This window comes from Nostoc sp., from assembly GCF_036917375.1.
In the GTDB taxonomy this organism is placed as follows: Bacteria; Cyanobacteriota; Cyanobacteriia; order Cyanobacteriales; family Nostocaceae; genus Nostoc.
In genome coordinates this window covers 1-26,158 of record NZ_JBALDN010000111.1, presented here as the reverse complement: position 1 = coordinate 26,158, position 26,158 = coordinate 1, and the positions used below count along the sequence as shown (strand labels likewise).

Genomic DNA, 26,158 nt, shown 5'->3' with positions numbered 1-26,158 from the left:
TCGCCTTTACTTTTAACCAAAAAGTTTTCTATTTCACAGCAACTATTTTTTCTCTATATCGTCTCCCTCAGCATCTATATTTTTGAAAGTTTGCTAATAGGTAATTGTGTAATCACATTACTTTTATTAGCTAGTTCATTTTGCATAAATTTTTTTAACTATGACTGTATGACTAAAGTAATGGTTTTGACAAAAACTATAAAAATTAGGAACCTTGTACTTTAGTAAATGTCTAACTAATTAACAGTAAAAAAAATAATAGGACTGGAGCAAAAAAATAATGTTTAACTTAAATCGTTGGCAATCTAGAACAGCTGCACTCATGGCTTTAAGCGTCACAGTCGGTACTGTAGCGCCTTTCATTACAGCTTCACCATCTTTAGCTCAAACGACTTTTTCTGATGTTTCATCTAACTATTGGGCAGCACAATTTATTCAACAATTATCTCAGCGAGGTGTAATTGCCGGATTTCCTGATGGTAGCTTCCGCCCTGAAGAACCGGTGACACGCGCTCAATTTGCCGCGATGGTTAACAAAGCTTTCCAAAAAGCACAGCAACGGCCAGCAATTAATTTTGCTGATGTACCTAGCAACTATTGGGCATCCAGCGCGATTCAACAAGCTTATACCATTGGTTTCTTATCTGGTTATCCCGGTAATCGCTTTGAACCTAATCAAGCTATTCCCCGCGAACAGGTTTTAGTTTCCCTCGCTAACGGTTTGGAATATACTCCTAGCGGTAATACCGAAAGCACTCTGCAATACTTCAACGATGCCTCTAACATCGCTAGCTATGCCCGTAGCCCGATCGCCGCAGCAACTGAAAGGAAAATTGTGGTGAACTATCCGAATGTGAACTTCCTGAATCCAACTGCAACCGCCACTCGCGCCCAAGTAGCAGCTTTTATCTACCAAGCATTGGTTAGTTCTAATCAAGCCTCAGCAATTAACTCACCCTATGTTGTGGCTGTGGGATCTACTACCCCAACACCTGCATCAGTGACAATTGCCCAAGGGACTACTATTCCTGTGAAGTATGACAAGGCAGAAAAAATTCTCGTTACAAAGGATGAAACATCGCCCTTGACATTGACAGTATCCCAAAACGTGGTAACGCAAGACGGAGCTGTAGTGATTCCTGCTGGTAGTCAAGTTGTTGGTCAACTAAAACCTGCTACAGGCGGTTCTCAATTCGTTGCCGAGAAACTGGTTTTGACTAACGGTCAAGAGTATCAACTTAACGCTACTTCTGACGTGATTACCAAAACTGAAACCGTCAAGAAGGGTACTAGTCTTGGTTCAATTATCAAGAATACTGTATTGGGCGCAGGTGCGGCAACTGCGGTATCTGCTGTCACAGGCGATCGCGCCATTGCCACAGAAGAAGTCTTAGGTGGTGCTGGTATTGGTGCGTTGGTTGGTCTGTTCTTCGGCAAGAATAGTGTTGACTTAATCGCCATTGACCCAAATACCGATTTACAAATGACCATCAATCAAAACTTGTTGGTTTCATTAAGATAGTCATTAGTACATCTAAAGCCGAATTGTAAGAATAGTGTAAGTACTATATATTGTATGTATATAGTACTTACGCTAGTTTTTTTATCAAACTAAAAACTTTTAGAAAATTGCTGAAACTAAATTTAAGTTAAGCAAGTTTTTTATGCCGTTTTTTATTAATTTATGATAGTGATAATAGCGCTTTAGAGGTGAGACAAGACTAATTTTATAGGTATTTAAAAAAAATAATTTTAATGATTGGTACTTTCAGTAGACTGAAAAGTTTTGATTGAGGAAATAATAAAAGTATTACGAATTAGTAATTATTCGGTCAAGCCGTTCGTAACCGTTCGATGTCTCGCATCGGTGGCGCACCGAACAGGCGTGAATATTCCCGGCTGAACTGAGAGGGACTTTCGTACCCGACCTGATAGGCAGCAGAGGTTGCATCACAATCTTCCGTCAGCATCAGGCGACGGGCTTCTAACAGTCTTAACTGCTTTTGATATTGAAGTGGACTCATTGAGGTCACTTGCTTGAAGTGCTGATGAAACGACGAAGTAGACATTCTTACCTGCTTTGCTAAATCCTCGACTCGCATCGGCTGAGTAAACTTAGACTTAATCCGTTTGATCGCTTCAGCAATTCGCTGCATACTGCTGCCAGAGGTAGCAATTTGACGCACAGCTTCACTTTGTTCCCCGATCAGCAGACGGTAGTAGAGTTCCCGAATCATCATCGGTGCCAGCATGGGAATATCCTGTGGCGTATCTAAGAGCTTACTGAGGCGAAGGGCACAGTCAAGCAACGTGGGATCGGCGTTGCTCACAAATAAGCCTCGGACGGAGTTCTCTTTCTTCGCTGAACTAAAATTCATTTGAGCAGCCATTTCACAAAGTTGCATTGGGTCTAGGGTCAGCTTTAATCCTAAATACGGCTGATCGGTTGTCGCCTCAACAATACACCCACCGATGGGGAGATCGACTGAGACAACAAGACATTGCCCGATCTCATAGGGATACGTTTCCTCTCCCAGCACTATGTTTTTCTTGCCTTGAACGAGAATGGCCAGACGCGGTTCATAATCCTGGTAAATGATGGCAGATGACGCATTCGATCGCGAAAAGCTCAATGGCGCGATCGCTGTTGGGTAGATAAGGTTGCCATTGGGTTTGGTGTGCCGCGCCACTAATGCCGCCAGCGCTTGGCACCGATCTGCAACTACCTCAGAATTGGGAATAACGAAAGTCATGGTACCTCGACTTATTCAATGCCCTACACGATTATAGAATGTCTTCAAACGATCCATGCTGGAGAATTAGGCAAGGATCGAAGAGTTTTAGGCATTGGAAACTCTGAATCGAATTCGTAGGATGAAAGCATCTCAAGCAAGACCTTAAAGAGTCCGAAGAACGATGCCGCATTTCTTTCCTGAAATTAAAAACTTCTTGGAGAAAATGGCAATCCGTCCAAACAAACTTTGAAAGCAGTTTTACGCCTTTGAACTCCTCAATAACAACTGAAGCAATAAGCAGGAGAACCTATTTATGCAAAATACTCCTCAACAAATGAAAGCAATGGCTGTGGACGAGTTCGGTCATGCTGACAAGCTGACTTTGCACACCTTACCCGTGCCTACGGTAGATGCGGGCGAAGTTTTGATTCGCGTTGAGACCGCCGGAGTTGGTGTCTGGGACGCGATGGAGCGTGAAGGTGAACTGGTGTATAACGAAGTTCACTTTCCGCGCGTGCTGGGCGGCGAATGTGCAGGCACGATCGCTGCCATTGGCGATGGCATTGAGCGTTTTGCTGTTGGCGATCGTGTTTACGCCCAGAGCTTCATGAACGACAAGGGCGGTAGCTATGCCCAATACGTCGTCATCTCCGAAAAAACGATCGCGCCGATGCCCGATGGTCTCGATATGCTGATGGCAGGCGGGCTACCCATTGCTGGTATAACAGCGCTAAACAATTTGCTGGCGCTGGAGATCGGCAGCGAAACCAAATTAATGCTGTGGGGCGCGAGTGGTGGCGTCGGTCACGTCGCGCTGCAACTGGCTAAACGTATGGGCGCGAACGTTTTCGCGATCGCATCGGGTGCAGACGGTGTAGCATTGGCCAAGCAATTGGGTGCTGATGAAGTGGTGGACGGACACAGCGACGACATTGCCCAACGTGCCCGCACCTTTGCCCCCGATGGCTTCGATGCGGCGCTGGTGCTGGTGGGCGGCGACACCGTTCAATCCACGCTGAGTTTGGTGCGTCAGGGCGGAATCATCGCCTTTCCTAATGGCGTGATGCCCGAACCCAAAGCGCCTGACGAGGTAGAACTCAAGAAAGCAAATGGGTTCGCTAACCAGATGTTGTTAGACCAACTCAACCGATTGATCGATATGGGTGAGTTTCAAGTTCACATCGCACAGACGTTTGCGCTGGAAGAGGCGGCACAAGCGCAGGATGCGATGAAACAGCACTATCTGGGCAAAATCGTGTTGCGCGTGAGCGGCGAATAAGCGCTGATTGAATTTTCAGCTTTTACAACAACTTTACTCTCAACAAATTCTGACATCCTTCTTTTTGACATCTTTGCAAAAAAATATACCTATGAATCTCACGGACAACACCATCCTCATCACTGGCGGCACAAGCGGCATCGGTCGTGCGCTTGCCGAGGCGTTCTATCAACGCGGTAATCAAGTTATCATCGCGGGTCGTCGTCAACATCTCCTCGACGAAATCACCGCCGCTCACCCCGGTATGCACGGGATTCAACTTGACGTTCAAGACCAAGCGGACATCGAAGCCTTTGTATCCCACATTCGAGAGCAATTCCCTAAACTCAATGTTCTGATTAACAATGCCGGAATTGCTAATACGGAAGACCTCACCTCAGATCCGATCGATTTCTCCGTGATGCAGTCTATAATTCAGACTAATGTTGTCGGTGTACTTTACCTCACGGCGGCACTCCTCCCGACTCTCAAACAGCAACCGCATTCAACGATCGTCACCACCACCTCTGGCTTGGCTTTCGTTCCCATCAGTCCATATCCGACTTATTGCGCGAGCAAGGCTTTTCTGCACTCTTGGTTGCAGTCGCTCCGCGTTCAGCTTCGGGAAAACTCCGTGGAGGTTCTTGAACTTGCCCCACCCTATGTACAGACGGAGCTTGGCGGGGCTAGTCAGGCGACCGATCCTGCCGCAATGCCACTCGCTGACTTTATTGCTGAAGTGATGCAGATTCTCAGCACTCCCAACCCGCCCCACGGCGAAATCCTTGTTAATCGTGTCAAAGCACATCGCTTTGCTGAAAGGAACGGTGATTATGAGCAAATATTCGCGAGCCGCAACAAACAATGAATGATCGGCGCTGGGAATCTATCGATCGGCAGGAGAAGGCTTCGATCGCACGCAGCGACATCAATGAGAAATGGACTCTCAAAATTGCTTTCGTTAAATCACTAAAAAATTTTTGGAGAAAGTAGCAATATGTCTGAGCAAACGAACCTTGGTGGCAATTTCACGCTGCCGAACACTTCAATAACAGTGAAGCGCATAGGTTATGGTGCCATGCAACTCGCGGGTCCGAATGTAATGGGTGCGCCGCGAGATGTGGATGCAGCCGTTGCTGTTTTGCGCGAAGCGATCGCACTTGGCATTAATCATATCGATACCAGCGACTTCTACGGACCTCACATCACGAATCAAATTATCCGACAAGCACTGCATCCCTACCCGGAAGATTTAGCGATCGTCACCAAGGTGGGAGCGCGTCGTCCTGAAGATGGATCGTGGGTGCCGGCGATGTCGCCGCAGGATCTGACCGAGGCGATTCACGACAACCTGCGTAACCTCGGACTCGATGCGATCGATGTTGTCAATCTCCGCTTGATGGGTAACGTTCACGGCCCATCGGAGGGTTCTCTTGCAGAGCCGCTAACGACCTTAGCCGAACTTAAAGAGCAGGGATTAATTCGTCACCTCGGTTTGAGCAATGTCACACCTACGCAGTTGGCAGAGGCGCAAACGATCGCAGAAATCGTCTGCGTGCAGAATCAGTACAACGTAGCGCACCGGGAAGATGACGCTTTCATTGACGACCTCGCGAAGCAGGGAATTGCTTATGTGCCGTTCTTCCCGCTGGGTGGGTTCAATCCGTTGCAATCGTCAGCGCTCGATGCTGTTGCAGCATCACTTGGAGCCACACCGATGCAGGTCGCCTTGGCATGGCTGCTTCAGAGATCCCCGAACATCCTGTTAATTCCTGGAACGTCATCCATTAGTCATCTGCACGAAAACACCAAAGCGGCAGATCTGCAACTTTCACCGCAAACGATCGCAGATCTCGACGCGATCGCTACAGCTGCGGTTCAGTAAAAACATTATTGCCCAAGGCTAAGTCACTTCAGCGAAGAACTCATGAAGTCAATTAAGTTGCGGCTTGAGTTAGCATCCCAGCAACTTCAATTGAACAGGTAATGCCTTCTCTACGAGACGCTACGCGAACAGCAAGCCGCTAAGAGCATCTACGCGAAAATCAAAGTTGAAGAGGAACGTACACGCTCGTTACCAGCACAATTGGTAGTGTGTCTAATAATAGCAATGAGTCTGTGGTCGAGAGATTCAATGCCGGATGTACTAAAGAATCCGATCGATCGTTAAAGGTTAAAGGAAAACGGGATAACCCGTTCTTAATAGACTAATTCTCAACTTCCGGCAACCAAATAATAAATGTAGTTCCTGGCGCATTGGGTGAAGTGAATTTAGAGTTGATTGCAGGGCTGAAAACCTCAATTTCGCCCTGCATTTGCTCTATTAATTGTTTAGCGATCGCTAACCCCAAACCTGTGCCCGGAATTTCTGTTTGCGCTTGTACTCCGCGATAATGCCGTTCTCCAAGATGTTCTAAATCTTGGGGTGGAATGCCAGGACCGTTATCACTAATAAGTATTCCTTGAAAATTAGCTTTTTCTTGTCCCGCCTGAATCAAAATTTTGCCACCAGTGGGAGTGTATTTCAAAGCATTATCAATAATGTTAGTTAACACCTCTCGTAATGCTTTGATATTGGCACGTACTAAGGATGAATTCTGTTTAATTTCAGTTATTAGTTTTAGCTTTCGCTCTTGGGCGATCGCTTTGGCTGATATTAATAATGGTTCTAATATATCTGCTAAGGAGCAGTCAACTGCTTTATCTCCCGTTCCCGGTAATAATAGCGGCGGTTTAGCGTCTTTTTGGATAGTTGCTTCTACAAATACTTGATGTTCCGGGAGATGTAGTGGTGCTAAATCTGCTTCTGTCAAGTCAATTACTTGTTCAAATTGTTGCAGTAATTCTTTAAGGCGATCGCTTTCTCTGACAATACTATTTGCCACATCCCGGTTAGCATCTGCTGGTCGTAGTCGTTTCAATAACAGTTTGCCAAAAGTCCGTAACGCCGTTAATGGGTTACGAAACTGATGCAATAGGTTATCCAACAAATCCCGCTGTTTTTCTTGGAGAATTTGTTGCTCGCGCAACTGCTGCTCAAACCATGCTCGCCGCTGATCTAAAATACAAGCGATCGCTAATGTTTGAGCTATCCGTTGAATCTGACTTTGCTCGTGTTCATTCCATACCCGATCTTTCCTACTTGTCACTAGTAACCCCATCATCACACCCTCATAAATCAGAGGTAAAACAATTTGGTTGCCACGAAGTAGGTATTCCTCTTTGAGATCGGGTTGAGAGGCATCTGGTATCTCAGACTCCCGTGACGAATTTGGAGATTCTGAACCTGCTGTCAATAACCTTCCCTGATGATTGGGTAATATAAACGCATTTTCAAGTTGAAGTTGCTTGTATGCCGTCGCCTCAATAGTTTCCTCTCCTGGCGGTAATAATGCTGTTTCCGGGTAAATCACCACAGGAATCAGTTTGGCATCGCCAGAAGGAGTATCTACCAATTCTTGTGTTAGGTACACAATACTTAAAGTTGCTCCTAGCCCTTGGGTTAGTAGCGCTATTTGCTCTCGACACAGAGCAAGAAAATCAGAACTGGCAGACATTAACATTTTTTAGCTCTTGCTCAAGATTATAGATTTTGAGGCATGATGATAAGAGAGGATACTTAATTTTTACCTCACTCATTTAATAAAGCTTAACCAAAATTTTCTTAGAGATGGCTTCTACTAGGGGATTATATTCTTAGGTGATTTTATTTTCTCGATGTTTCAAAGATATTAACTTTCTTATATTAAAAGGTTAAAAACTATTGATATTCTGAACTAGAACCTATATAATGACGACGGATTTTGTAGCTATCACTACAATCTATAGCTTGAAAGAGGAGGACAATAGATTGGCAAGGAGACGCAAAAGGAAGAGTCGTCGTCGTCAGGAAGGGCGGCGCATTTTGGAGCACGTGCCTCAATATAGCATCGAAAGTGGTGAAGAAAAGCCTGTCACAGCAGCGAGAAGATTCATTCAAGCTGAAGGGATTTTGCCACCAGCGTTGCTACTTGTAAAGCGAAATGAACACACTACAGATCGTTATTTCTGGGCAGAAAAGGGACTGTTTGGTGCTCAATACGTAGAGGAAAACCATTTCTTGTTTCCTAGTTTGAGGGTGTTAGAACCTTCACCAGGTCAAGAACCTCTTGCTTTAGCTAGTAGTCGGTGAACCATAGATGGTCATCTTGGGCATTGAATGTGGCTCCTGACTATTATTAACTGGCAAAATTGCTAAGTTTATGCAAAATTTAATTTTTTTTTAGTTTGTAGCTGATTTGCCAGTAAATCTAGTCCAGGTAGTTGGAAAGTGAAGCTGTTTCAAACCACGCTAGATTAGCATGGGTTGATACTAATTTGATGATGCAGAAGGGAGTGGGTATAGAGCCAAGCGCGTCTAAAAACAAGAGTGAAGTTGCGCTCTTATGCCGTAGATGGTTAAAGTTTGCTCTGTCAATGAATTTAAGTTAATGAATTTAAATTTTTCCCCACGACTTTGGTCGTGGGGAAAACTGACAAAGCAGCAGTCTTGATTTTCTCCTGACTACTTTCCATTGCCTGCATTGTAGGTTAGGTCAGAAGTCTGCATATCATAGTTAAGAGATGGTCGCAACAATCAACAATTATTTCCCAGGCTTGAGCTGTAGAGTCCTCTGCAACTCGCTGAGTTCATCTCGATGGGCAACTACAGTAATTTTACTTGAGGAGGTTTGTTCGCTCTGAGTTGTTTCTACTTTGAGCGATACCTTCTCAAGTCTTCCAGATTTTTTCCAATAAAATAGACCACTTAAAGGTGACAGCAGTACCATCGCCAGAACAAGGGTGCTGAGGCTAGGAAACAGCAGGGATGTCACCAGAGATAGACAAACAATGCCAGTCGCTGCCAGTAAAGTTAGAAATATAGCTAAGAACCAGCTGGGACGAACATTACCTTCAAAAATTACCTGATTTTGTTCTCGGTCTACCGCTGCCACTCGGTAAGACCGCGATCGAAAGTACTCTTTTAATTGAGACATTAAAACAGCTTCATCTTGCTCAGATACCAGTTGGGCTATTTCTATGCGGTCTTTAGTCGAGGCACGAATAAAGAAAAACAGCCCAACCGATAACAACAAGGTTAGCAGGAACGTAGATGGCAGAATAGCAGTATCCATAACTAATTGTTAGTGTTTGACTGGAGGAGACTTATTCATTATCAATGATTCGTTACTTTTTCCTCTTGTTGATGTAGTCAAGCCATTGAAAAGCTAAATCCTGAGCTTGAACTTGCCATTCGGGAGAAACTTGGTACATCCGCCTGGGGCGTCCCCGTCCTTCGAGTTTCTTCCAATATCCAGTGATTGCCTTTTGGTCTTCCAGAAATTTGATTGCACTGTAAAGTACGGTATCTGAAAGCCGATAGACGGGATACTCAGTTTCTAATTGCTCAATCAACTCGGTTCCGTAGGATTCACCTTGTAATAAAACAGACAGTATGTAACAAACTGCTAGTTCCTGACAAAGGTAAGTTGGCGGAGGATTCTCAAAAAATTGATATATATCCTCAAGTTTCATGGTTAGTGAATGGCTAAAAAAATGCCTTAGGGTAAAGTCTACAATCCTTGTAGCCAGTATACAGTGCTACCACTACGTGAGTAATACATAATAAAGCTACTTAGACTAGATATCCATTGCGTAAACATCAAACAATTACCCACGCCTGTGAAGTTGTGGGGCGAGTTTGCGAGTTTTAGGGGCACAAAACAATGTACCCCCACTCAAGCTCGATACGGTGTGGTGAGGAGCGAACAGACAGTGAGAGAGTCACTATCTTGGTGTTAACTTATGCCGAGCTGCTTAAGCAATAAAATGCCATCGAAGAAATTTTACAGGTAAAATGCTATTTTGTCTGTAAAGCTTAATAAACACTTTGTTTTACAGTGATTTTCCCAATGCAAATTCTAAAATATTAAGCTAGGGGACATATCTGAGATCGAGCCGCTACATCGGTAGACATACTTAAGCAGTGACCATTTCTGATTTCCTCGATCGCAGAATTTTTTGTCTTATTTGACAAGTGTGATAGTAAATTTATCAAAGAAGGCGCTAAACTCCCTTCGTCCTCTCGTCCTCGCCTTCCTTTATTAAGCACCCAGCATATTAGCGATCGCTATGTCACAAACTCCCGATGCCCCATCATCTTCCTCAACTCTTAGGGCAATTGCCCAAACTTTTCGCCTTACAGGTTGGATTAGCTTCTGGATTCAGCTAGTACTAGGCGTTGTTTCTAGCATAATTGTGTTATTGTTCGCCATCTTTAATCAAAGAACTGGCAGCCCTAGTAATAATCCTGGGACTGGCTTTGGCGTATTTTTAGCAATTTGTGGACTGGTTGTTTTGGGTGGGGGGATTTATTTAGCTTACCGTTATACGAGAATTGGCAAGCAATTGGAATCCTCCAATCCCAGCAACCGCCCTCGGAAAAGTGAGACTGTGCAAGTATTACGCTTAGGGGTGTGGGTGAATTTAGGAGGAACCCTAGTGACCCTTTTGGGAGCGCAAGCGATCGTTGGCACACTGGTAGCACGATCCATATCTCCGCAAGCGATAACTACCCAATTTTTTGACCCTACCCGGATTATTAGCGGTCTAGATATGCTTGTAGTACAGGCAAACACCAACACTGTCTCAGCTCACTTTGCAGGGCTAGTGGCATCACTTTGGTTGCTCAATCGCATTAACCGACCTTAGAAAAAGGAGTTAGAAGAAAAGGTAATAGTCAAAAATCAGCAATTCTTTTGACTTCTTTTCTCCTCTTTTCAAAGGTTGTATAGCAATAATTCAAATATGTTGATTGTACTTTTCCGAAATTATTAAATTATAGTGTGAAGGCTAATACAAGTTACTTATATTAGCACCCATCTAAAGAGTGATATTAGAACCGTTATTAGGGTGAATTAATTTTTATTGGAGGTCTGGCACTATGAAAAAACTAGAAATCTGGAAGTTTGGTATACAAGTACTTTTTAGCACATTGATGATTAGATTATGTAGTTTCCTAATCTTTTTGGAACGCGATAATAGCCAAAACCAGGCAGTTTATTGGAGTGGTTTATCAGGCGTACTTGCCTACTGGCTCCCCTCACCTGCAAACACTCAGGAGTCTAGAAAATCAGAACAATACTAAATTTAAATGGTTGCTTTTCTGCTCACACAAAGCCAAAATCAGTATATGCTGATGTGTTGGCAGGTAGATAATAGGCTAAAAACTGAGAAAAATCTGTGCTGGATATCAAGCAAATACGGGAAAATCCGCAATTAGTTCAAGAACGATTGAATAGTCGTAATGGTAAATACGACATAGAACCGATATTACTGTTAGATCGGCAACAACGGGAACTTGAGGGGACACGTAGTCAACTCCAAGCCCGGAGCAACGAAATTGGTAAAATAGTCGGACAGAAGATTAAATCTGGGATCAATCCTCAAGACCCAGAAATTCAAGCTTTGCGGGATGAAGGTAACTCTCTCAAAGCGACGTTGAGTCAACTGGAACCTCAAGAAAAAGACCTCAAAGCTGAAATTGCTCAACTTGTGTTGGCACTTCCCAACTTGCCAAGCGACTCTACACCCCTTGGTAAGAATGAGGAAGATAACGTAGAAGTGCGCCGTTGGGGTGATGAGTACATTCCCCAAAATCCGAATATTCTTCCTCACTGGGAAATTGGCGAAAAGCTGGGTATTCTCAATGTTGAACGAGCTGTCAAAGTTGCCCAAAGTCGCTTTGTGACATTGATAGGCGCTGGTGCGGCATTGGAGAGGGCATTAATTCAATTTATGCTGAGTCTCCATACTCAAGCTGGGTATGTGGAAGTCAGTCCGCCTCTATTAGTTAATACTGAGTCTTTGACAGCGACCGGTCAGTTACCCAAGTTTGCGGAAGAAAGCTTTAAATGCGCTGATGATGATTTATGGCTGATTCCGACAGCGGAAGTTCCAGTTACAAATCTTTATCGGGGTGAAATTCTCGCTGCTGAAGATTTGCCTATTTACCACTGTGCCTTTACGCCCTGTTTTCGCCGCGAAGCTGGTAGTTATGGGCGCGATATGCGGGGATTAATTCGCCTGCATCAATTTAACAAGGTGGAAATGGTGAAGTTTGTCGAACCCAGTACGTCTTTTGATGAACTGGAGAAATTGGTAGGGAATGCAGAAGCAATTTTACAGGCGTTGAAGTTGCCTTACAGAGTAGTAAATTTAAGTACTGGAGATTTGGGATTTGCCTCTACCAAAACTTATGATTTAGAGGTTTGGTTGCCCTCTTCTGGCAAATACCGCGAAATTTCTAGCTGTTCCAATACTATAGATTTCCAGGCGCGACGGGCTGATATTCGCTTCAAAGAGGCGGGTAAGAAAGGAACTCAGTTCGTACATACCCTCAATGGTTCGGGTTTGGCGGTAGGAAGAACGATGGCAGCAATTTTGGAGAATTATCAACAACCCGATGGGACGGTGAGGATACCAGAAGTGTTGCAGCCTTTCTTGGGGCGTGAAGTTTTATAATTTGTCATTAGACCTCTTGGCATTTGTGCTTTTTGCATTCTTGGGGAAAAGGGTAAAGGTTAAAGGGGAAGGGGACAGACAATACAGAACTTTTTCCCCTTCCCCCTGCCCCTTATCCCCAGAGGGGGCCCCACCTTCCCCTTTTCCCGACAAATGCCAAGAAGTCTATTGGTCATTTGTTCTACCCTGCGGGAAGCCGCTAGCGCGTCTATGTCCTTTGTTATTTCCCAATGACCAGTGACTAATACCCAATACCCAATGCCCAATTAGAATGGAGATAACTATAGCTTAATATCTTCACAATTTACTCTATGTCAGTTTTAGCAGCGATCGCAGTCTTGGCTGTTTTGATCTTGGTACACGAGTTGGGACATTTTGTTGCAGCCCGTTCTCAAGGCATTCTTGTTAACCGTTTTTCTTTGGGTTTTGGCCCAGTTCTTTTAAAGTACCAAGGTTCGCAAACCGAATATGCTGTCCGCGCCTTTCCCTTGGGCGGCTTTGTCGGCTTTCCCGATGATGACCCCGATAGCGATGTTCCACCCAATGACCCAAATCTGCTGCGTAACCGTCCAGTTTTAGACCGGGCGATAGTTATCAGTGCCGGAGTAATTGCAAATTTAATATTTGCCTACTTGGTGTTGGTTCTGCAATTGGGTATTGTTGGCATTCCCAAAGAGTTAAACTATCAAGCTGGTGTCGTTGTACAGCCTGTTAATCAAGAATCTGTTGCCTATCAAGCAGGAATTCGGGAAGGAGATATTATTCTGGCTGTTAACGGTCAAGAACTCCCGGCTTCTGATAAATCAACTCCTTTGCTGACAAAAGAAATTCAAACTCATCCCAATCAGCAAATCGAACTGAAAATTCTGCGTGAAAAACAACAACAAACCTTGAAATTAACGCCGAAACTGGGAGCCGATGGCAAAGGTGTAGTTGGTGTGGCACTCAGTCCAAATGCTACAGCAATTTATCGCCGTCCTAATAGTCCTTTTGAAATTTTTGGTATTGCTGCTAACAGGTTTCAACAATTATTTGTTGGGACACTTAGCGGTTTTGGGCAGTTGATTACCAATTTTCAACAAACTGCTGGACAAGTTTCTGGCCCAGTTAATATTGTCAAAATCGGTGCAAAATTAGCTGATGATAATAGCGCAAACTTGTTGTCTTTTGCGGCAATTATCAGCATTAACTTGGCTATTATCAATATTTTGCCTTTACCAGCCTTGGATGGCGGACAACTCGCTTTTCTGCTAATTGAAGGTTTACGCGGTAAGCCTGTACCCGCCCGGATTCAAGAAGGTGTAATGCAAACCGGTTTGGTGTTACTCTTAGGGTTAGGGATTTTTCTGATCGTCAAAGAAACCACCCAATTAACTAGCCAATTGGAGTGGGTACAAAAATTGTTCCAGTGAGCATTACCCGCAAATCGTTATCTAAAAAGCAACGGGCGATAGAAGTTTTAGCTCGTCTGAAGCGTCTTTATCCAGATGCTACTTGCTCTTTGAATTACTCAACGCCTGTACAATTGTTGGTGGCAACGATTCTCTCTGCTCAATGTACTGATGAGCGGGTGAATAAGGTGACACCAGCTTTGTTTGGTAAGTTTCCTGATGCTGAGAGTTTAGCGATCGCTGACTTGGTAAAATTAGAAAGTTTGGTGCGTTCAACAGGGTTTTATCGCAATAAAGCCAAGAATATTCAAGCCGCCTGTCGGATGATTGTCACTGAGTTTAACTCTGTTGTCCCCAACCAAATGGAGCAATTATTAAAGCTTCCAGGTGTGGCACGCAAGACAGCAAATGTAGTCCTAGCTCATGGTTATGGCATTAATGCTGGCGTGACAGTAGATACTCACGTCAAGCGCCTGTGCGAACGCTTGGGTTTAACTGAACATACAGACCCCGTTCGGATTGAGCAAGATTTAATGGGTTTATTGCCTCAGCCTGATTGGGAAAATTGGTCAATTCGGCTGATTTATCACGGTCGTGCTATTTGTAAAGCCCGCTCCCCTGTCTGCGTTGCTTGTGAGCTTGCCGATTTATGTCCTGCTGCAAATAAGCCAGTGGTTGTAGGATAAGCGACATCAGTAACCCCAGAATTGATAGAGAGACTGTAGAATGGAAAACGGTGTCTTAAAATAAGTTAGAGAATAATGGCAAAAAAGAGCATGATTGAGCGCGAGAAAAAGCGCACCAAGTTGATAGAAAAGTATGCTGACAAGCGGGAAGCTCTCTTGGAAGAGTTCAGAAGTGCAGCATCTCCTTTGGATAAATTAGAAATCCACCGGAAGATTCAACAGCTACCCCGGAATAGTGCGCCCACCCGCCACCGCAATCGTTGCTGGTTGACTGGTCGTTCTAGAGGAGTTTACCGCGATTTTGGGTTGTCTCGGAACGTACTACGAGAATGGGCGCATGAAGGTCTTTTACCGGGAGTTGTTAAGTCTAGTTGGTAGTCAAGAGTCATTAGTCATTAGTCATTGGTCATTGGTAAATAACAAAGGACTAATGACAAAGGACAAATGACAAAAATTATTGACCACAACACTTATCAATTCCCAGACTTTCTAAGAGTAGATCGCTGACGGCGTTAGCGATCGCAAACTCTCCGTAGAAGCTATTGGAAAAATCATAGGACTGCATCTCTGTGACAATGGCAATTACCAGAGAACCAAGGTCATTTTCTCCTTCCATCCGTTGACGCACAAAAATTTGTGCGGCTCGTTGAGCAATATTTTGGTTGACTGCTTCGGGGATAAATTCTGTATCTAGCCACCGTTGTAAGCGTTCTCGTAACCATTCACCTTCGAGCAACGGATTTTCGGGCGGTGGTAGGGTGATGGGTGGAATTGGTTGAGTCATCTTTTTTAAACGCAGAGGGACGCGGAAAGAAACGCAGAGGAACGCTAAGGTTGATTTTTTAGCATCAAATTGCGTTTCTAAGAGTGTTTTTTATATTTATTTATGCAATATGATATCGCCGCTATTGTTGAGGGCTATGCACAAGGTTATTTTCTCATGGCTGATGAACGCGATCGCCTGAGTTGGTACGGAAGTCGCGATCGGACTTTTATTCCTTTGGATGAGCGGTTTCGCTACCCCAAGTCTTTGCAGCGCGTTTTGAATCAAGAAAGGTTTACTGTAGCGATTAATCGAGACTTTCAGGCTGTAGTGGCTGGCTGTGCTAATAGAGAGACAACTTGGATTTCACCGGAATTGGAAAAGATTTACTGGCTACTTTACCAGAGTGGTTATGCTTATAGTTTTGAAACTTGGCAGGGTGACGAATTAGCCGGGGGAATTTTAGGGATTGTGATTGGTGGGGCTTTTATTGGCGAGTCAATGTTTTACCGCATTCCCGAAGGCTCAAAGGTAGCGATGGTAAAGTTGGTGGAAAGATTGCGTCAAAGGAAATTTGTGTTTTTTGATGCCCAAATGATGAATCCCCATTTGGAAAGGTTTGGCGCTTATCGGGTTGAGGATAAAGAATATCAATCTTTACTTGAGCAAGCGTTGCAACGTGCTTGTAAGTTAGTCTAATTTGAGAAAAAAGGCCTCGGATGTGATTGTAACTGATGTAGTCATGGCGGAAATGAAGGTATTGCCATAAAAAATGTTTCAATCATTACAATAGCGATCGCGCCCATTTTGTTTGGCATTGTACAGTGCTTTATCTGCTGAGGCAATGAGTGTATCTGGCTTGATGTCCCAAATAGGTATGCGAGAGGTAATTCCTAAACTAACGGTGATAATATTCTTGACATCAGAGTGTACATGGGGAATAGCCAGAGCATGAATTGCTTGCCGAATACTTTCCCCTACTTTATTCGCTCCCGCTAACTCAGTATTGGGCAAGAGTACCAAAAATTCTTCTCCACCGTAACGCGCCACTAAATCGGCAGGACGACGAATTGTCTGTTGCACTGTTTGCGCTATCCTTATTAGACAATCATCGCCTGCAAGATGACCATAGCAATCGTTGTAAAGTTTGAATTTATCAACGTCAAACATAATCAGTGACAGGGGTTGTTGTTCTCGTGCAAGGCGTCTCCATTCTGCTTCTAGTCGTGCATCAAAGCAACGACGGTTAGCCACCTGAGTCAAGCTATCTAAATTTGCCAGTTGTTCTAGTTTCTGATTTGCATCTTGGAGAGCCAATTCAATTTGTTTTCGTCCAGTGATGTCGCGTATGGTAATAGCAAAACCATCATCTAGTTTGACTGCAACAAAGTGATACCAGCAAGAATTGCCTAATGGATGGTAGAAATCTCGTTTTAAAGCTTCCCCCGTTTCGACAAGATTAACAAAGTGATTAAAGAGTTCTGGTTCAAGATGAGCTAAGAATTCTTTGAATAGTAATTTGCCAATCATCTCTTCACATTTGCTTCCGAAGGCTCTAGCAATGACAGGATTGATAACTAAGCAACGAAAATCCTCAATGTCTCCAGTTACAGGGTTGCGGACAGCTTGCATAGCGGCTATACCATCTAGCGAACTATTCAAAATACTGGCTAGCATTGCCCTGGAATGATACAGTATCTCTTCTGTTTCCCTACGCTTAATATTTTCTTGTTCTAGAAGCCGTTGCTGGCGTTGAATGGTTAACTGATTTTCTAGACGCGCTACAACTTCTTCCATCTGAAAGGGTTTGGTGATGTAGTCTATGCCCCCTGACTCAAAGGCTATCACTTTATCGAACACATCATCTAAAGCACTAATAAAAATAACAGGAATGGTGCGGAGAAATTCATCGGCTTTCAGAGTTCTACACACTTGATAGCCATCCATTTCTGGCATCTTGATATCTAAAAGAATGATGTCTGGTCGCTTTGCCTTTACTGTTTTTAGTGCCATCCGTCCACTTGTGACACTACGAACAGTGTAGCCGAGTTTGACCAGAAAATCACTTAATAAATGTAAATTCTTGGGACTGTCATCTACTAGGAGAATATTACCTTTATTTTCTTTATCAGAATTAAGATTCATTGCTTCTCAGGGGTTCGGCTAAATCAACCAATTCCTCAAATTCAAATTTTCGAGCAAGTTTTGTTAAAGATTGAATTAAAAAAGTTTCTGTTTTGGGAATATCTCTAATTAATTCCATGACCCGATTAGTATTTGCTTCTAAAGCAGCTTCATAGAATTGATTAATCCATTCTTGAGACATACAAATTAGATTGTTGGATGTTAAAGGATTTTTTTCTGTATATTCCCAATTTGAATAATTATTTTTAGCAAATATATATTTGACACCAAGATGTTTAGCTAGTGTGTCAAAAATTGTATGTTCTGCAAAAGGTTTGCGGAGAAAGTCATCACATCCGGCTGAAAGAACGATCGCTTTCTCTTCTTCTAAAACACTTGCCGTCAGAGCAATTATAGCTGTAGCATTCCCCTTTGTAGTGGACTTGATATATTTTGTAGCTTCGTAACCGTCCATGACGGGCATTCGCATATCCATCCAAATCAGGTGGGGTTCCCATTCATTCCAAATAGCGATCGCTTCTTTGCCATTACTAGCTTCTTTCATCTCAAACCCTAACGGTTGTAAAAGTTTAATTAATAATTGGCGATTAATAGGTTTATCATCTACTATTAATAGTTTATATATAGGTTGTCCTGGTGCAAGTTCTACTACTTTTGGATGTATTTCTAAAGTATTTTTATTGGTTGGTTGACCTAATTTTGCTTGAATATAAAATTTAAAAGTTGTCCCGACTCCTAATTTACTTTCAACAGAAATATCTCCTCCCATTAACTGAATAAACTTGTGACTAATTGCTAAACCTAAACCCGTTCCTTCTTGAGATTCTTTTCCAGCTTGTGCTTGAGAAAAAGCATTAAAAATTTTGGGTAATTCTGCGGCTGCAATCCCCACTCCTGTATCACAGACTTGAAAATCAAGAGTGAAAATATCTGTAATTTCTTCACTAGTATTATTTACTGTTAAACTAATTGTTCCTTGTTGAGTAAACTTAATGGCATTAGTAATCAAATTAATTAATACTTGCCGGAGTTTTACCTCATCTGTGCAAATATAGCATGGGACATTTTCACTACGTTGAAATATTAAATTTAAGCCTTGATTACTTGCCTGTAAATGTAGCATATCTTCTAAATCATCTAGCAAGCGATACAGGTCAAAGTCTCTAGGATTAAGAGTAGTTTTACCAGCTTCTATTTTTGATAAATCGAGAATATTATTAATGAGCGTTAGTAAATAATCACCACTATGATAAATGATCCCGGCATTTTCATAATGCTCGGCAGGCAAGTTTTTAGCGCGTAACATTAATTGAGAAAAACCTAGAACAGCATTGAGGGGCGATCGCAACTCATGACTCATATTCGCAATAAATAAACTTTTAGCTTGATTTGCTACTTCGGCTTTGTCTTTAGCAATGGCTAACTCTGCTGTTCTCTCCTGTACTCGTTGTTCCAAAGTTTCCAAAGATGTTTGTAACTGAAGTGCCATGTTATTAAACGATTTTGCTAGTTGACCTATTTCGTCTTTTGATTTATTTTTGGCACGGATATCTAAGTTACCTGCGGTAAACTGGAAAACTATATTGGTAAGGTGAATTATTGGCTTTGTTAGCAGTTGCCCAATAGCAAAAGCAATGATTGTCACTACTCCAGCGATAAATGCAAATACAAAAATTGTGTTCCGAATTTGCTTTTCTACAGGTGCTAGGGCAACGGCAAGGGGTCGGGCAAACAACACAGACCAAGGTTTATATTGCAAACGAGCGATCGCAATTAAATTAACCCGATCGCCTGTTGCTTCTAAGGATGCAATTAAATACGACTGTTTATTATCCAATGCTTGTTTAAGCTTTGACTCATTAGTTGCCAATTCTTTGACAGAAGAATCAGCCAAACGACCTTCCTGTTGCAGTTGAGTTACAACATCATCAGGCAGAGGCACAATTGATTTAAAAAGCAGTTCTGGTGCAGTGCTATGTGCCAGATAAATATTATTGTCATCTAAAAGAATCGCAAAAGATTTTGCCCCAGCCCGTTCGGTTTGTCGAGTTACTAACTGCTGAACAACAGTCGCATTATATGAAACACGCAATATACCTAATATATCTCCCTTGGCATTGCGAACCGGACTACTAAAAAAGAGGGTAATAAGATCGGGAATTGTCGGCGATCGCTTCATGCTAGAAACAAAGGAGAAACCAGTTTTTAGCGGTTTTTTAAAATAATCTTGAACTGATTCATCTTTGCCAATGTTCAGTGTACGTGTATCCAATACATTTTTACCGTTTAAGTCGAGCAAAGCATAAGAGAGAATATTGAGCATATCTTTGCGACTGAGACGAATTAATGTTTCTGTCGCCAATTGCATTTCGGGGCTGTCGTCTCGCTGTTTTGGAGTTAGGCTGAGGTAGCGCGCCAAACCTGGTAAAATCGCCTCTACGCGCACGGCATTGAGATTTCCATCAATAAAGGCATCTATTCTGTTAGCGGTTTCGTTAGCCGCCGCAGATAGGGCCTGTCGGGCGTTGTCAGTTAGTGCTTTTTCAGTTGTCTGTTTGTTGACAAATGCCAATAACAGCAACGGAATCAAAGCAACAACCAAAAACGAGGCGATTAATTTTGTACGGATGCCGCCCAAAAACGAGTGCTGCATGGCTTCAAACTAGGGGGGATTCAAGAAGGAAGAATTAAACAAACTTTTTAGTTCAGGAATACGCATAATGTTTCCAGAGCGAATAAAAAAGTCTGCATATATCTTGGCAGTTTTATCAATGGAGTTAGGGTTGCTAGATTGAAAATATTTTTGATTTTCACCTAAATCAGTTAGGTTTATTCCCTCTAGAGAGAGAGTATCGAACGGAATTTTTAACGCTTTGCTGACGATCGCTTTTCCTTCCTCAACATTTGCTTTCCAGTAGGTTGAGGCTTGCAGCCATCCTCGCACAAATGCACGAATGTCTTCGGGGCGATCGCGGATTGTCTCACCGCGAAAGATAATCAAATCTAAAATCAAGCCAGGGGTTTGCTTGCTAGTAAATAGGATATTTCCTCCTAATTTCATCGCTTCAGAGAGATAGGGTTGCCAAGTGTGTCCGGCTTGAATCGTATTATTTTTCAAGCGTTGAGGAATTTCTGAAGCCTCTAATTGAACTAAGTTCACATCATCACTGGTTAAATTGGCAGTTTTCAACATTTTAGTCACGAAAACTTCGCTAAAACCGCCTAGATTTACACCCAGCTTTTTACCTTTCAAGTCAGCGACAGTTTTAATTTTTGATTGGGCGACTACCACATCCGCTCCTATTGATTCATCTATAACGATCGGGCATTGTATATCTGGATTTATGGCACTCAAGATGATAAAAATTCCCAAGGACGATGTAATCCCATCATACTTACCTGCATTGAAGTTTGCTTGTTCCAATTGGGTGTATTGTGTATGAATTAGTTCTACATCTACCCCTTGGGCTTTGAAGAATCCTTTTTCTTGAGCAATGATACCTGGAAGCTCTCCAACAAAAGATCCAAATATCACTTTCAAGGGAGGGCGTTTTACTTCAGTTGGTGCTGAAGTATTACAAGCAAGTAGTAAACAGGCGGTAATGAGGAAAATGCTAATGGATCTGAGTAGTTTAAGCATAGAATTTTTGATGGTTTTTAATTATTGTTAATCAAAGATTCAGCTAAACAGACTAATTAGACCTGCCTTGAAAATAGAGGCTGAAAGTACGCAAAATCGTTCCAACATGATTTTTTTTTTCATTGTTCCTTGTGAGCGCAGCTCGTGGAGTCTGTTGCAAAAATATATTTTTGCACTCTTAGGGAAAAGGGACTCATGTTAAAGGGTAAGAGTGAAATACAAACAAAACCTTTACCCTTTACCCCTTCCCCTTTCCCCCTTACCCTTTACCCCTTCCCCTTGTCCCTACAATGCCAAGAAGTCTATTGTCTAACTGCTTTAATACCCATTCAGTATTGAAAATATGTCGGTAAATGGGATTTTTAATTCTGAGATAGCCGTTGTACTTCTCAACCAATCCCGATAGTAAAAGCTCCGTCTGTTCTCGACTATCATCGGTAGCCACGGGAGATATTGGAGGTAAAAGCAAAAAGTCGCTAGTGTCTTTCCTTTTTGCGTCTCCCCGTCCCCCCATCCCCCCATCTTCTATTTCCTGTGCTTGCAATACCTGCTGATAAAGACTCAGCAACCGTCCGGCTTGTTGTTGGTTGAAAAGTAGGCGATCGCGAATCGTGCGGAGGTGTTCGGGTTCATCTTGTGATTCCCAGTCTTGGATAATCTGCGATCGCACCAATTCTTCTACCCAATAGGCCTCAGTTTTTGGGGGTAGAAAAATTTTCCGCTCTGATGTCTTTAAGGCAGTTTGGAGAATTAACTGACAAAGTTTTTGAGTGAGAAACGGTTGTCCCCCTGTCCAATAAATTACCTCTTGCAGCACAACTTCTGGTTGACTGATTGCTCCTTGTAACCCATTTAGCAATGGGCTAGCTTCATGCAATCGAAAGCCATATAACTCAATAGCTGTCCCAATGTTAAAAGGTGTTGGGTGTTTGTCAGCAATTAAATCAGATGGGCTGGCGACTCCAAACAATGCAAATCCCAGACGTTGAAAATTCGGATCGTGTGCCTGCTGATTGTAGCAATGACGAATCCAAGCAAAAAAGTCATTGACCGGAAAATTCAAACTCAGCAAACTATCAATTTCATCAATTAAAATGAAAATGCCTTTAGCTTCGCCGTTTCCTTCACAATGACTATTGACATTTGGCAACAATATTTCTTCAACAAAGTGGTGTAGTTTTTGTACAGGAGACAGACCTATTTGCATATTCCACCATTGCTTAAAGTTGACGTGTTCCGCCAGATTTAACCCGTAGAAAATGCTGACAATAATTCCTTTATACCACTGTGCTGATGTGGTTTCTTCACTAACCAATTGCGTTACGTCTAAGTAAACACATTTATAGCCTTCTGACTTGAGACGATGACTTATTCGCTGTAGTAGGGATGATTTACCCATTTGGCGAGAATTGAAGACGTAGCAAAAATCGCCACCTTTCAAACTGTTATAAAGTTTTTCGTCTGCTTGACGCACAACATAAGTGGGATCGTCGCTGTGGAGGCTACCGCCAACTTGGTATCTCATGGGCAAAGTGTGATTAAAAAGGAGGAGATAAAGAAGGAGTCAGAATTCAGAATTCAGGATTTAGAATACTATATCCATGCCACACTATCCCCTTCGGGAAGTGTCTTGTAGAGTAAGACGGTGAGGAATGGGTATGCAGTAAATGCGATGCCAATACTTCTCGGTTAAGGGGAAAAGGGTAAAAGGATGTTTGAAAAGTCATCCAAGGTATATTTGACTACTCTGGCTATCAAGAAGTTGAACGATATAGTGAGGGTTGGGGACTTGCGATCGCTTTTCTGAGTTGCATTTAAGGCTCGAACTGACCCTTTTCAAACAACCTCTAAGGATGAATGGCACGCTTGTAAAGTCCAAAGACTTAGTTGTATCCTCGTTCCTAGCCTGGAGACTAGGAACGAGTTCCGAGAGGCTTTGCTTCTTGTCAAGCTATGGAGGCGGAGCCTCCAGGCTGGGAACCAGTTGGGGCAAAGGCTGTATTTTAACTTAGTGCCATTCGGGTAATGGTTAAAGGTTTTTTCCCTTTTCCCCTTACCCTTTAACCTTTTCCCAAAACTTATCTAACCATCGCTAACCTTGACCCGGAAAACATGGCAGATTACTTGAATAAGTACCAAAAGTCTGACAGGAAAACCATACTAATGAGAATTTGGACTACTACTGCTGTGCTAGCTGCTTTTTGGCTAATAGCTGGGGTCATCGGTTCTAAGCCAATCAACGCTACTTCTGTTTTGGTAGAAAATGCCATATCATCTCCGGCGCCAACGAATGCAAAACAAATTACTGTCAGTAACACCGAGTTTGGTCTGAAGAGAGTTGACTCCAAAGGAAACGTTACCATTTTCCAGACAACAAGAGTGCCACTTCAGGAAGGAAACACCTACGGGTGGCGGATTAAACTCAAAAACTACCAAGGTGAAGTGAAATGGCGTGAAGTCTTGTATTTACCAAAACCTCCAGAAACTTGGGGTACAGATAATGGTGAAGATTTTTCAATATCAGCAGACGGCAAGACATCTGTAACACGGCGCACACAGTCGGCTCCAGAAGGTGTAATTGAGAATTTTTGGACAATCGCTCCTGGCGATCCAGTTGGTAAGCATAGAATAGAAGTCTATATTGATAACCGTTTGATCGGTACTTTCCAATTTGAAGTTATTCCAGTTAAGTAGAGATCAAAGAGTCGGAACTCGCACTGGTAAAGCATATCGTCAAGTAGTTCATTAGACCTGCCTTATTTTAAGGCAGGAGGCAGGGGGCAGGAGGCAGAAGGCAGGAGGAAAAGACATTTTCATTGTGAGCGCAGCTTATGAAGTCTCTTGCAAGTGCTTTCTGACTGGTTCCCAGCCTGAAGGCTGGGAACCCATTCTGGGAGGCTCCGCCTCCAGAGCTTGACAAGAGGCAAAGCCTCTCGGAACTCGTTCCTAGCCTGGAGACTAGGAACAAGGATACAACTAATACCAATTTGAATAATGATTGCGACAGATGGGAAACTGAAACACTTATCAAATGGATGTTTCACAATCCAAAATCTAAAATCTAAAATCCAAAATGGTATAAGTCTTTGGGCTTTACAAGCGTGCCATTCGTATAAGATAATTTGACTCTTTTTAACTTCTAAGTTGTACTGGCATAGCTAAATAGGTCATTTTCAAACCCCCCAATGGTGTAAAAATTACTGGAGTTAGGCTTTGATTTAAATGCATTTGAATTTCTGAAGATGGTAACTCTTTCAAGCCTTCCATCAAATATTTAATGTTAAAAGCAATTTCAATATTTTCCCCAGAAATTTGTGCAGGCATCGACTCTCTACCACTGCCCACATCTTGAGCCTCACATGATAAAGTAATTTCTTGAGCTTCGCTATCAATACTGAGTTTGACAATATTATTTTTTTGATCGGCTAACACAGCAATCCGTTCCAAAGTGCTGACAAATTGTCGCCGTTCAATTGTCACTTGTCGCTCAAATTGGCGCGGAATTAATTGTCGATAAGCAGGATATTGCCCTTCTAATGTACGACTAGTCAAGCGTTGATTTTGCCATGCAAACACCACTTGACCTTGATCGAAATATAAAGCTACAGGTTCATCTGATGAGGCGCTATGAGCTAACATTCGTTGAAGTTCGCGTAATGCTCTCGCTGGTACTGTCACTTCTAGTTGAGTAGTTCCGCCTAGAGGACGTTCGTTGCTAGTTTCTACGACTGCGAGGCGATGTCCGTCGGTAGCTGCAAATTCTAGGGTGTCTTGTTTAACTGTTAAATGCACTCCCGTGAGTACTTGCTTGGTTTCATCAGCACTTGTAGCAAACAATGAACCGCGTAATCCTTCAATTAATGCGGTAGTGGTGAGATGGATTACTTCTGTATTTTCAATTATAGGTAGTTCGGGAAATTCTTCCGGCCCCATTGCTCGGACTTGGTAATGTCCACTCTTGGGTGTGAGTGTGACAATTAACCCTTCTCCACCGGATGTTGCACCTGTCACGGCTGATTCATCGTCTAAAGTAATTTCGCCTTCTGGAAGACGAGAGGTGATGTCTACAAGTAACTTAGCAGGAAGTGCGATCGCACCACTTTGCCATACCTCTGCGTTAAAGCTGGTGCGGATTCCCAAACTGAGATCGAAGGCTGTTAAGCTTACTTGGTTAGTTTCAGCATCCGCTTGTAACAGCACATTGGCAAGTACTGGATGAGTTGGCCGTGAAGGTACTGCACGACTAACGAGTGAGAGGTTTGTACTGAGATCGCTTTGGGAGCAAACTAATTTCATAAGTCAGATGCAGCTAGTGAAAGATATCCTAACATCCTTATGTTTATAGGCGATCGCGGACGAAGTTGCTTAGGGGTAAAAAATTTGAGGAAACGGCTTGGTGGCTCTGCTTTATCTGCGATGCAATAACCCCTCTCCAAACATCTCGGTCTGATAAATTACCAACACTGAGCAAATGTTGGGGAATTCCTCCCATACACTCTAGAATGCTTTGCTCAGATGGCTGGCTTTTCTCATCATCAGATGTATTTTTCCGATCCTGTCTACCTTTTATGAATAGCAAGAAGTTTAACACTTCTTCCACTAGAGAATCTGAAACCTGCTCAATTTCCTGAATAAGTTGCTCTCTGGCTGTCATAAATTATCTGCTTTAATACCAACAGGACTTCATTTATCGCGTTAACAGGGTTCAAGGGAAGATTCTATTGTTAGACAACAGGCAAAAGCGATGTCTACGATGGGCTACGCCTACGCTCTTACGCTTCAGGCTGTAATAATTTAAACCTTTGCAACACATGTTCTTTCATGTATAAGAAAGGCTTAAGTATTTCCAAAAATTATATAAGCAATTGCTGCAAAGGCTTAATACTTTGCAACACATGTTCTTCCATGTATAAGAAAGGCTTAAGTATTTCCAAAAATTATATAAGCAATTGCTGCAAAGGCTTAATACTTTGCAACACATGTTCTTCCATGTATAAGA

The 26,158-nt window shown here is 42.8% G+C and carries 23 protein-coding genes and 1 pseudogene; 13 read left to right on the top strand and 11 right to left on the bottom strand.

Annotated elements, in window-relative coordinates:
* Window positions 1–280: 280 nt before the first annotated feature.
* Window positions 281–1,522, top strand: a complete 1,242-nt coding sequence (locus V7K45_RS30605; protein ID WP_335009387.1) for an S-layer homology domain-containing protein — start codon at window positions 281–283, stop codon at window positions 1,520–1,522.
* Between the two features lie 310 nt (window positions 1,523–1,832).
* Here V7K45_RS30605 and V7K45_RS30600 read toward each other — a convergent pair whose 3' ends face one another.
* A complete protein-coding gene (locus V7K45_RS30600) occupies window positions 1,833–2,690 on the bottom strand; it encodes an AraC family transcriptional regulator (RefSeq protein WP_335009385.1) in 858 nt (285 codons plus the stop codon).
* Window positions 2,691–3,048: 358 nt separating this feature from the next.
* Between V7K45_RS30600 and V7K45_RS30595 the strand changes: the two genes are divergently transcribed.
* The 4 genes and pseudogenes from V7K45_RS30595 to V7K45_RS30580 form a co-directional block, all read left to right on the top strand.
* Entirely contained in the window at window positions 3,049–4,014 is a 966-nt protein-coding gene (locus V7K45_RS30595; protein ID WP_335009383.1) for a quinone oxidoreductase family protein, read from the top strand.
* Between the two features lie 7 nt (window positions 4,015–4,021).
* Window positions 4,022–4,861 carry an SDR family oxidoreductase gene (locus V7K45_RS30590; RefSeq protein ID WP_335009381.1) on the top strand — a complete coding sequence of 280 codons (840 nt, stop codon included), beginning with the start codon at window positions 4,022–4,024 and terminating at the stop codon, window positions 4,859–4,861.
* Between the two features lie 129 nt (window positions 4,862–4,990).
* Window positions 4,991–5,878: an aldo/keto reductase family oxidoreductase gene (locus V7K45_RS30585; protein WP_335009380.1), complete on the top strand. Its 888-nt coding sequence runs from the start codon at window positions 4,991–4,993 to the stop codon at window positions 5,876–5,878.
* 147 nt (window positions 5,879–6,025) lie between these two features.
* Window positions 6,026–6,157, top strand: a pseudogene (locus V7K45_RS30580) (transposase domain-containing protein); the annotation flags it as partial.
* Window positions 6,158–6,200: 43 nt separating this feature from the next.
* Here V7K45_RS30580 and V7K45_RS30575 read toward each other — a convergent pair.
* Entirely contained in the window at window positions 6,201–7,556 is a 1,356-nt protein-coding gene (locus V7K45_RS30575; RefSeq protein ID WP_335009378.1) for a sensor histidine kinase, read from the bottom strand.
* Window positions 7,557–7,843: 287 nt separating this feature from the next.
* Between V7K45_RS30575 and V7K45_RS30570 the strand changes: the two genes are divergently transcribed.
* Complete coding sequence (locus V7K45_RS30570; protein WP_335009516.1) at window positions 7,844–8,164, top strand: DUF3155 domain-containing protein; 321 nt, start codon at window positions 7,844–7,846, stop codon at window positions 8,162–8,164.
* A gap of 451 nt (window positions 8,165–8,615) precedes the next feature.
* On the opposite strand, the gene V7K45_RS30565 is transcribed toward V7K45_RS30570, so the two are convergent.
* Entirely contained in the window at window positions 8,616–9,146 is a 531-nt protein-coding gene (locus V7K45_RS30565; RefSeq protein ID WP_335009376.1) for a cofactor assembly of complex C subunit B, read from the bottom strand.
* A 52-nt stretch (window positions 9,147–9,198) separates the two neighbouring features.
* Complete coding sequence (locus V7K45_RS30560; protein ID WP_335009374.1) at window positions 9,199–9,546, bottom strand: PadR family transcriptional regulator; 348 nt, start codon at window positions 9,544–9,546, stop codon at window positions 9,199–9,201.
* 597 nt (window positions 9,547–10,143) lie between these two features.
* On the opposite strand from V7K45_RS30560, the gene V7K45_RS30555 reads away from it, so the two are divergent.
* From V7K45_RS30555 to rpsN, 5 genes are all read left to right on the top strand, one after another.
* Window positions 10,144–10,722: a DUF3611 family protein gene (locus V7K45_RS30555; RefSeq protein ID WP_292730500.1), complete on the top strand. Its 579-nt coding sequence runs from the start codon at window positions 10,144–10,146 to the stop codon at window positions 10,720–10,722.
* A gap of 531 nt (window positions 10,723–11,253) precedes the next feature.
* Window positions 11,254–12,534, top strand: a complete 1,281-nt coding sequence (gene serS, locus V7K45_RS30550) for a serine--tRNA ligase (protein ID WP_335009372.1) — start codon at window positions 11,254–11,256, stop codon at window positions 12,532–12,534.
* A gap of 311 nt (window positions 12,535–12,845) precedes the next feature.
* A complete protein-coding gene (gene rseP / locus V7K45_RS30545; protein WP_335009370.1) occupies window positions 12,846–13,946 on the top strand; it encodes an RIP metalloprotease RseP in 1,101 nt (366 codons plus the stop codon).
* Window positions 13,922–14,611, top strand: coding sequence for an endonuclease III (gene nth / locus V7K45_RS30540; protein WP_335009368.1), 690 nt, complete (start codon window positions 13,922–13,924; stop codon window positions 14,609–14,611). The genes rseP and nth overlap by 25 nt, the downstream gene beginning before the upstream one ends.
* Before the next feature lie 75 nt (window positions 14,612–14,686).
* Window positions 14,687–14,989, top strand: a complete 303-nt coding sequence (gene rpsN, locus V7K45_RS30535; protein ID WP_190939279.1) for a 30S ribosomal protein S14 — start codon at window positions 14,687–14,689, stop codon at window positions 14,987–14,989.
* Window positions 14,990–15,065: 76 nt separating this feature from the next.
* Here the strand turns inward: rpsN and V7K45_RS30530 are convergent, their stop codons facing one another.
* Window positions 15,066–15,395 (bottom strand): hypothetical protein, encoded by a 330-nt coding sequence (locus V7K45_RS30530; protein ID WP_012410384.1) that lies wholly within the window; start codon window positions 15,393–15,395, stop codon window positions 15,066–15,068.
* Window positions 15,396–15,497: 102 nt separating this feature from the next.
* Between V7K45_RS30530 and aat the strand changes: the two genes are divergently transcribed.
* Complete coding sequence (aat, locus tag V7K45_RS30525) at window positions 15,498–16,073, top strand: leucyl/phenylalanyl-tRNA--protein transferase (RefSeq protein WP_335009366.1); 576 nt, start codon at window positions 15,498–15,500, stop codon at window positions 16,071–16,073.
* A 78-nt stretch (window positions 16,074–16,151) separates the two neighbouring features.
* Here the strand turns inward: aat and V7K45_RS30520 are convergent, their stop codons facing one another.
* From V7K45_RS30520 to V7K45_RS30505, 4 genes are all read right to left on the bottom strand, one after another.
* Window positions 16,152–17,519, bottom strand: coding sequence for a diguanylate cyclase domain-containing protein (locus V7K45_RS30520; RefSeq protein ID WP_335009364.1), 1,368 nt, complete (start codon window positions 17,517–17,519; stop codon window positions 16,152–16,154).
* Window positions 17,509–20,172, bottom strand: coding sequence for a hybrid sensor histidine kinase/response regulator (locus V7K45_RS30515; protein WP_335009362.1), 2,664 nt, complete (start codon window positions 20,170–20,172; stop codon window positions 17,509–17,511). Before V7K45_RS30515 ends, V7K45_RS30520 begins: the two co-directional genes overlap by 11 nt.
* Window positions 20,173–20,181: 9 nt before the next feature.
* Window positions 20,182–21,159 (bottom strand): ABC transporter substrate-binding protein, encoded by a 978-nt coding sequence (locus V7K45_RS30510; RefSeq protein WP_335009360.1) that lies wholly within the window; start codon window positions 21,157–21,159, stop codon window positions 20,182–20,184.
* Between the two features lie 259 nt (window positions 21,160–21,418).
* Window positions 21,419–22,684, bottom strand: a complete 1,266-nt coding sequence (locus tag V7K45_RS30505; protein ID WP_335009358.1) for an AAA-like domain-containing protein — start codon at window positions 22,682–22,684, stop codon at window positions 21,419–21,421.
* 638 nt (window positions 22,685–23,322) lie between these two features.
* On the opposite strand from V7K45_RS30505, the gene V7K45_RS30500 reads away from it, so the two are divergent.
* Window positions 23,323–23,853 carry a hypothetical protein gene (locus V7K45_RS30500; RefSeq protein ID WP_335009356.1) on the top strand — a complete coding sequence of 177 codons (531 nt, stop codon included), beginning with the start codon at window positions 23,323–23,325 and terminating at the stop codon, window positions 23,851–23,853.
* Window positions 23,854–24,291: 438 nt separating this feature from the next.
* Here V7K45_RS30500 and dnaN read toward each other — a convergent pair whose 3' ends face one another.
* Window positions 24,292–25,455, bottom strand: a complete 1,164-nt coding sequence (gene dnaN / locus V7K45_RS30495; protein ID WP_335009354.1) for a DNA polymerase III subunit beta — start codon at window positions 25,453–25,455, stop codon at window positions 24,292–24,294.
* Between the two features lie 43 nt (window positions 25,456–25,498).
* Complete coding sequence (locus tag V7K45_RS30490) at window positions 25,499–25,813, bottom strand: hypothetical protein (protein WP_335009352.1); 315 nt, start codon at window positions 25,811–25,813, stop codon at window positions 25,499–25,501.
* Window positions 25,814–26,158: the final 345 nt, after the last annotated feature.

Coding starts and splice junctions, on each gene's coding strand:
- dnaN (WP_335009354.1), bottom strand. CDS start 25,455: ATGAAATTAGTTTGCTCCCAAAGCGATCTCAGTACAAACCTCTCACTC.
- V7K45_RS30505 (WP_335009358.1), bottom strand. CDS start 22,684: ATGAGATACCAAGTTGGCGGTAGCCTCCACAGCGACGATCCCACTTAT.
- V7K45_RS30515 (WP_335009362.1), bottom strand. CDS start 20,172: ATGCAGCACTCGTTTTTGGGCGGCATCCGTACAAAATTAATCGCCTCG.
- V7K45_RS30605 (WP_335009387.1), top strand. CDS start 281: ATGTTTAACTTAAATCGTTGGCAATCTAGAACAGCTGCACTCATGGCT.
- V7K45_RS30575 (WP_335009378.1), bottom strand. CDS start 7,556: ATGTTAATGTCTGCCAGTTCTGATTTTCTTGCTCTGTGTCGAGAGCAA.
- V7K45_RS30555 (WP_292730500.1), top strand. CDS start 10,144: ATGTCACAAACTCCCGATGCCCCATCATCTTCCTCAACTCTTAGGGCA.
- V7K45_RS30565 (WP_335009376.1), bottom strand. CDS start 9,146: ATGGATACTGCTATTCTGCCATCTACGTTCCTGCTAACCTTGTTGTTA.
- V7K45_RS30510 (WP_335009360.1), bottom strand. CDS start 21,159: ATGCTTAAACTACTCAGATCCATTAGCATTTTCCTCATTACCGCCTGT.
- rpsN (WP_190939279.1), top strand. CDS start 14,687: ATGGCAAAAAAGAGCATGATTGAGCGCGAGAAAAAGCGCACCAAGTTG.
- V7K45_RS30500 (WP_335009356.1), top strand. CDS start 23,323: ATGAGAATTTGGACTACTACTGCTGTGCTAGCTGCTTTTTGGCTAATA.
- V7K45_RS30530 (WP_012410384.1), bottom strand. CDS start 15,395: ATGACTCAACCAATTCCACCCATCACCCTACCACCGCCCGAAAATCCG.
- aat (WP_335009366.1), top strand. CDS start 15,498: ATGCAATATGATATCGCCGCTATTGTTGAGGGCTATGCACAAGGTTAT.
- rseP (WP_335009370.1), top strand. CDS start 12,846: ATGTCAGTTTTAGCAGCGATCGCAGTCTTGGCTGTTTTGATCTTGGTA.
- V7K45_RS30585 (WP_335009380.1), top strand. CDS start 4,991: ATGTCTGAGCAAACGAACCTTGGTGGCAATTTCACGCTGCCGAACACT.
- V7K45_RS30560 (WP_335009374.1), bottom strand. CDS start 9,546: ATGAAACTTGAGGATATATATCAATTTTTTGAGAATCCTCCGCCAACT.
- V7K45_RS30595 (WP_335009383.1), top strand. CDS start 3,049: ATGCAAAATACTCCTCAACAAATGAAAGCAATGGCTGTGGACGAGTTC.
- V7K45_RS30490 (WP_335009352.1), bottom strand. CDS start 25,813: ATGACAGCCAGAGAGCAACTTATTCAGGAAATTGAGCAGGTTTCAGAT.
- V7K45_RS30520 (WP_335009364.1), bottom strand. CDS start 17,519: ATGAATCTTAATTCTGATAAAGAAAATAAAGGTAATATTCTCCTAGTA.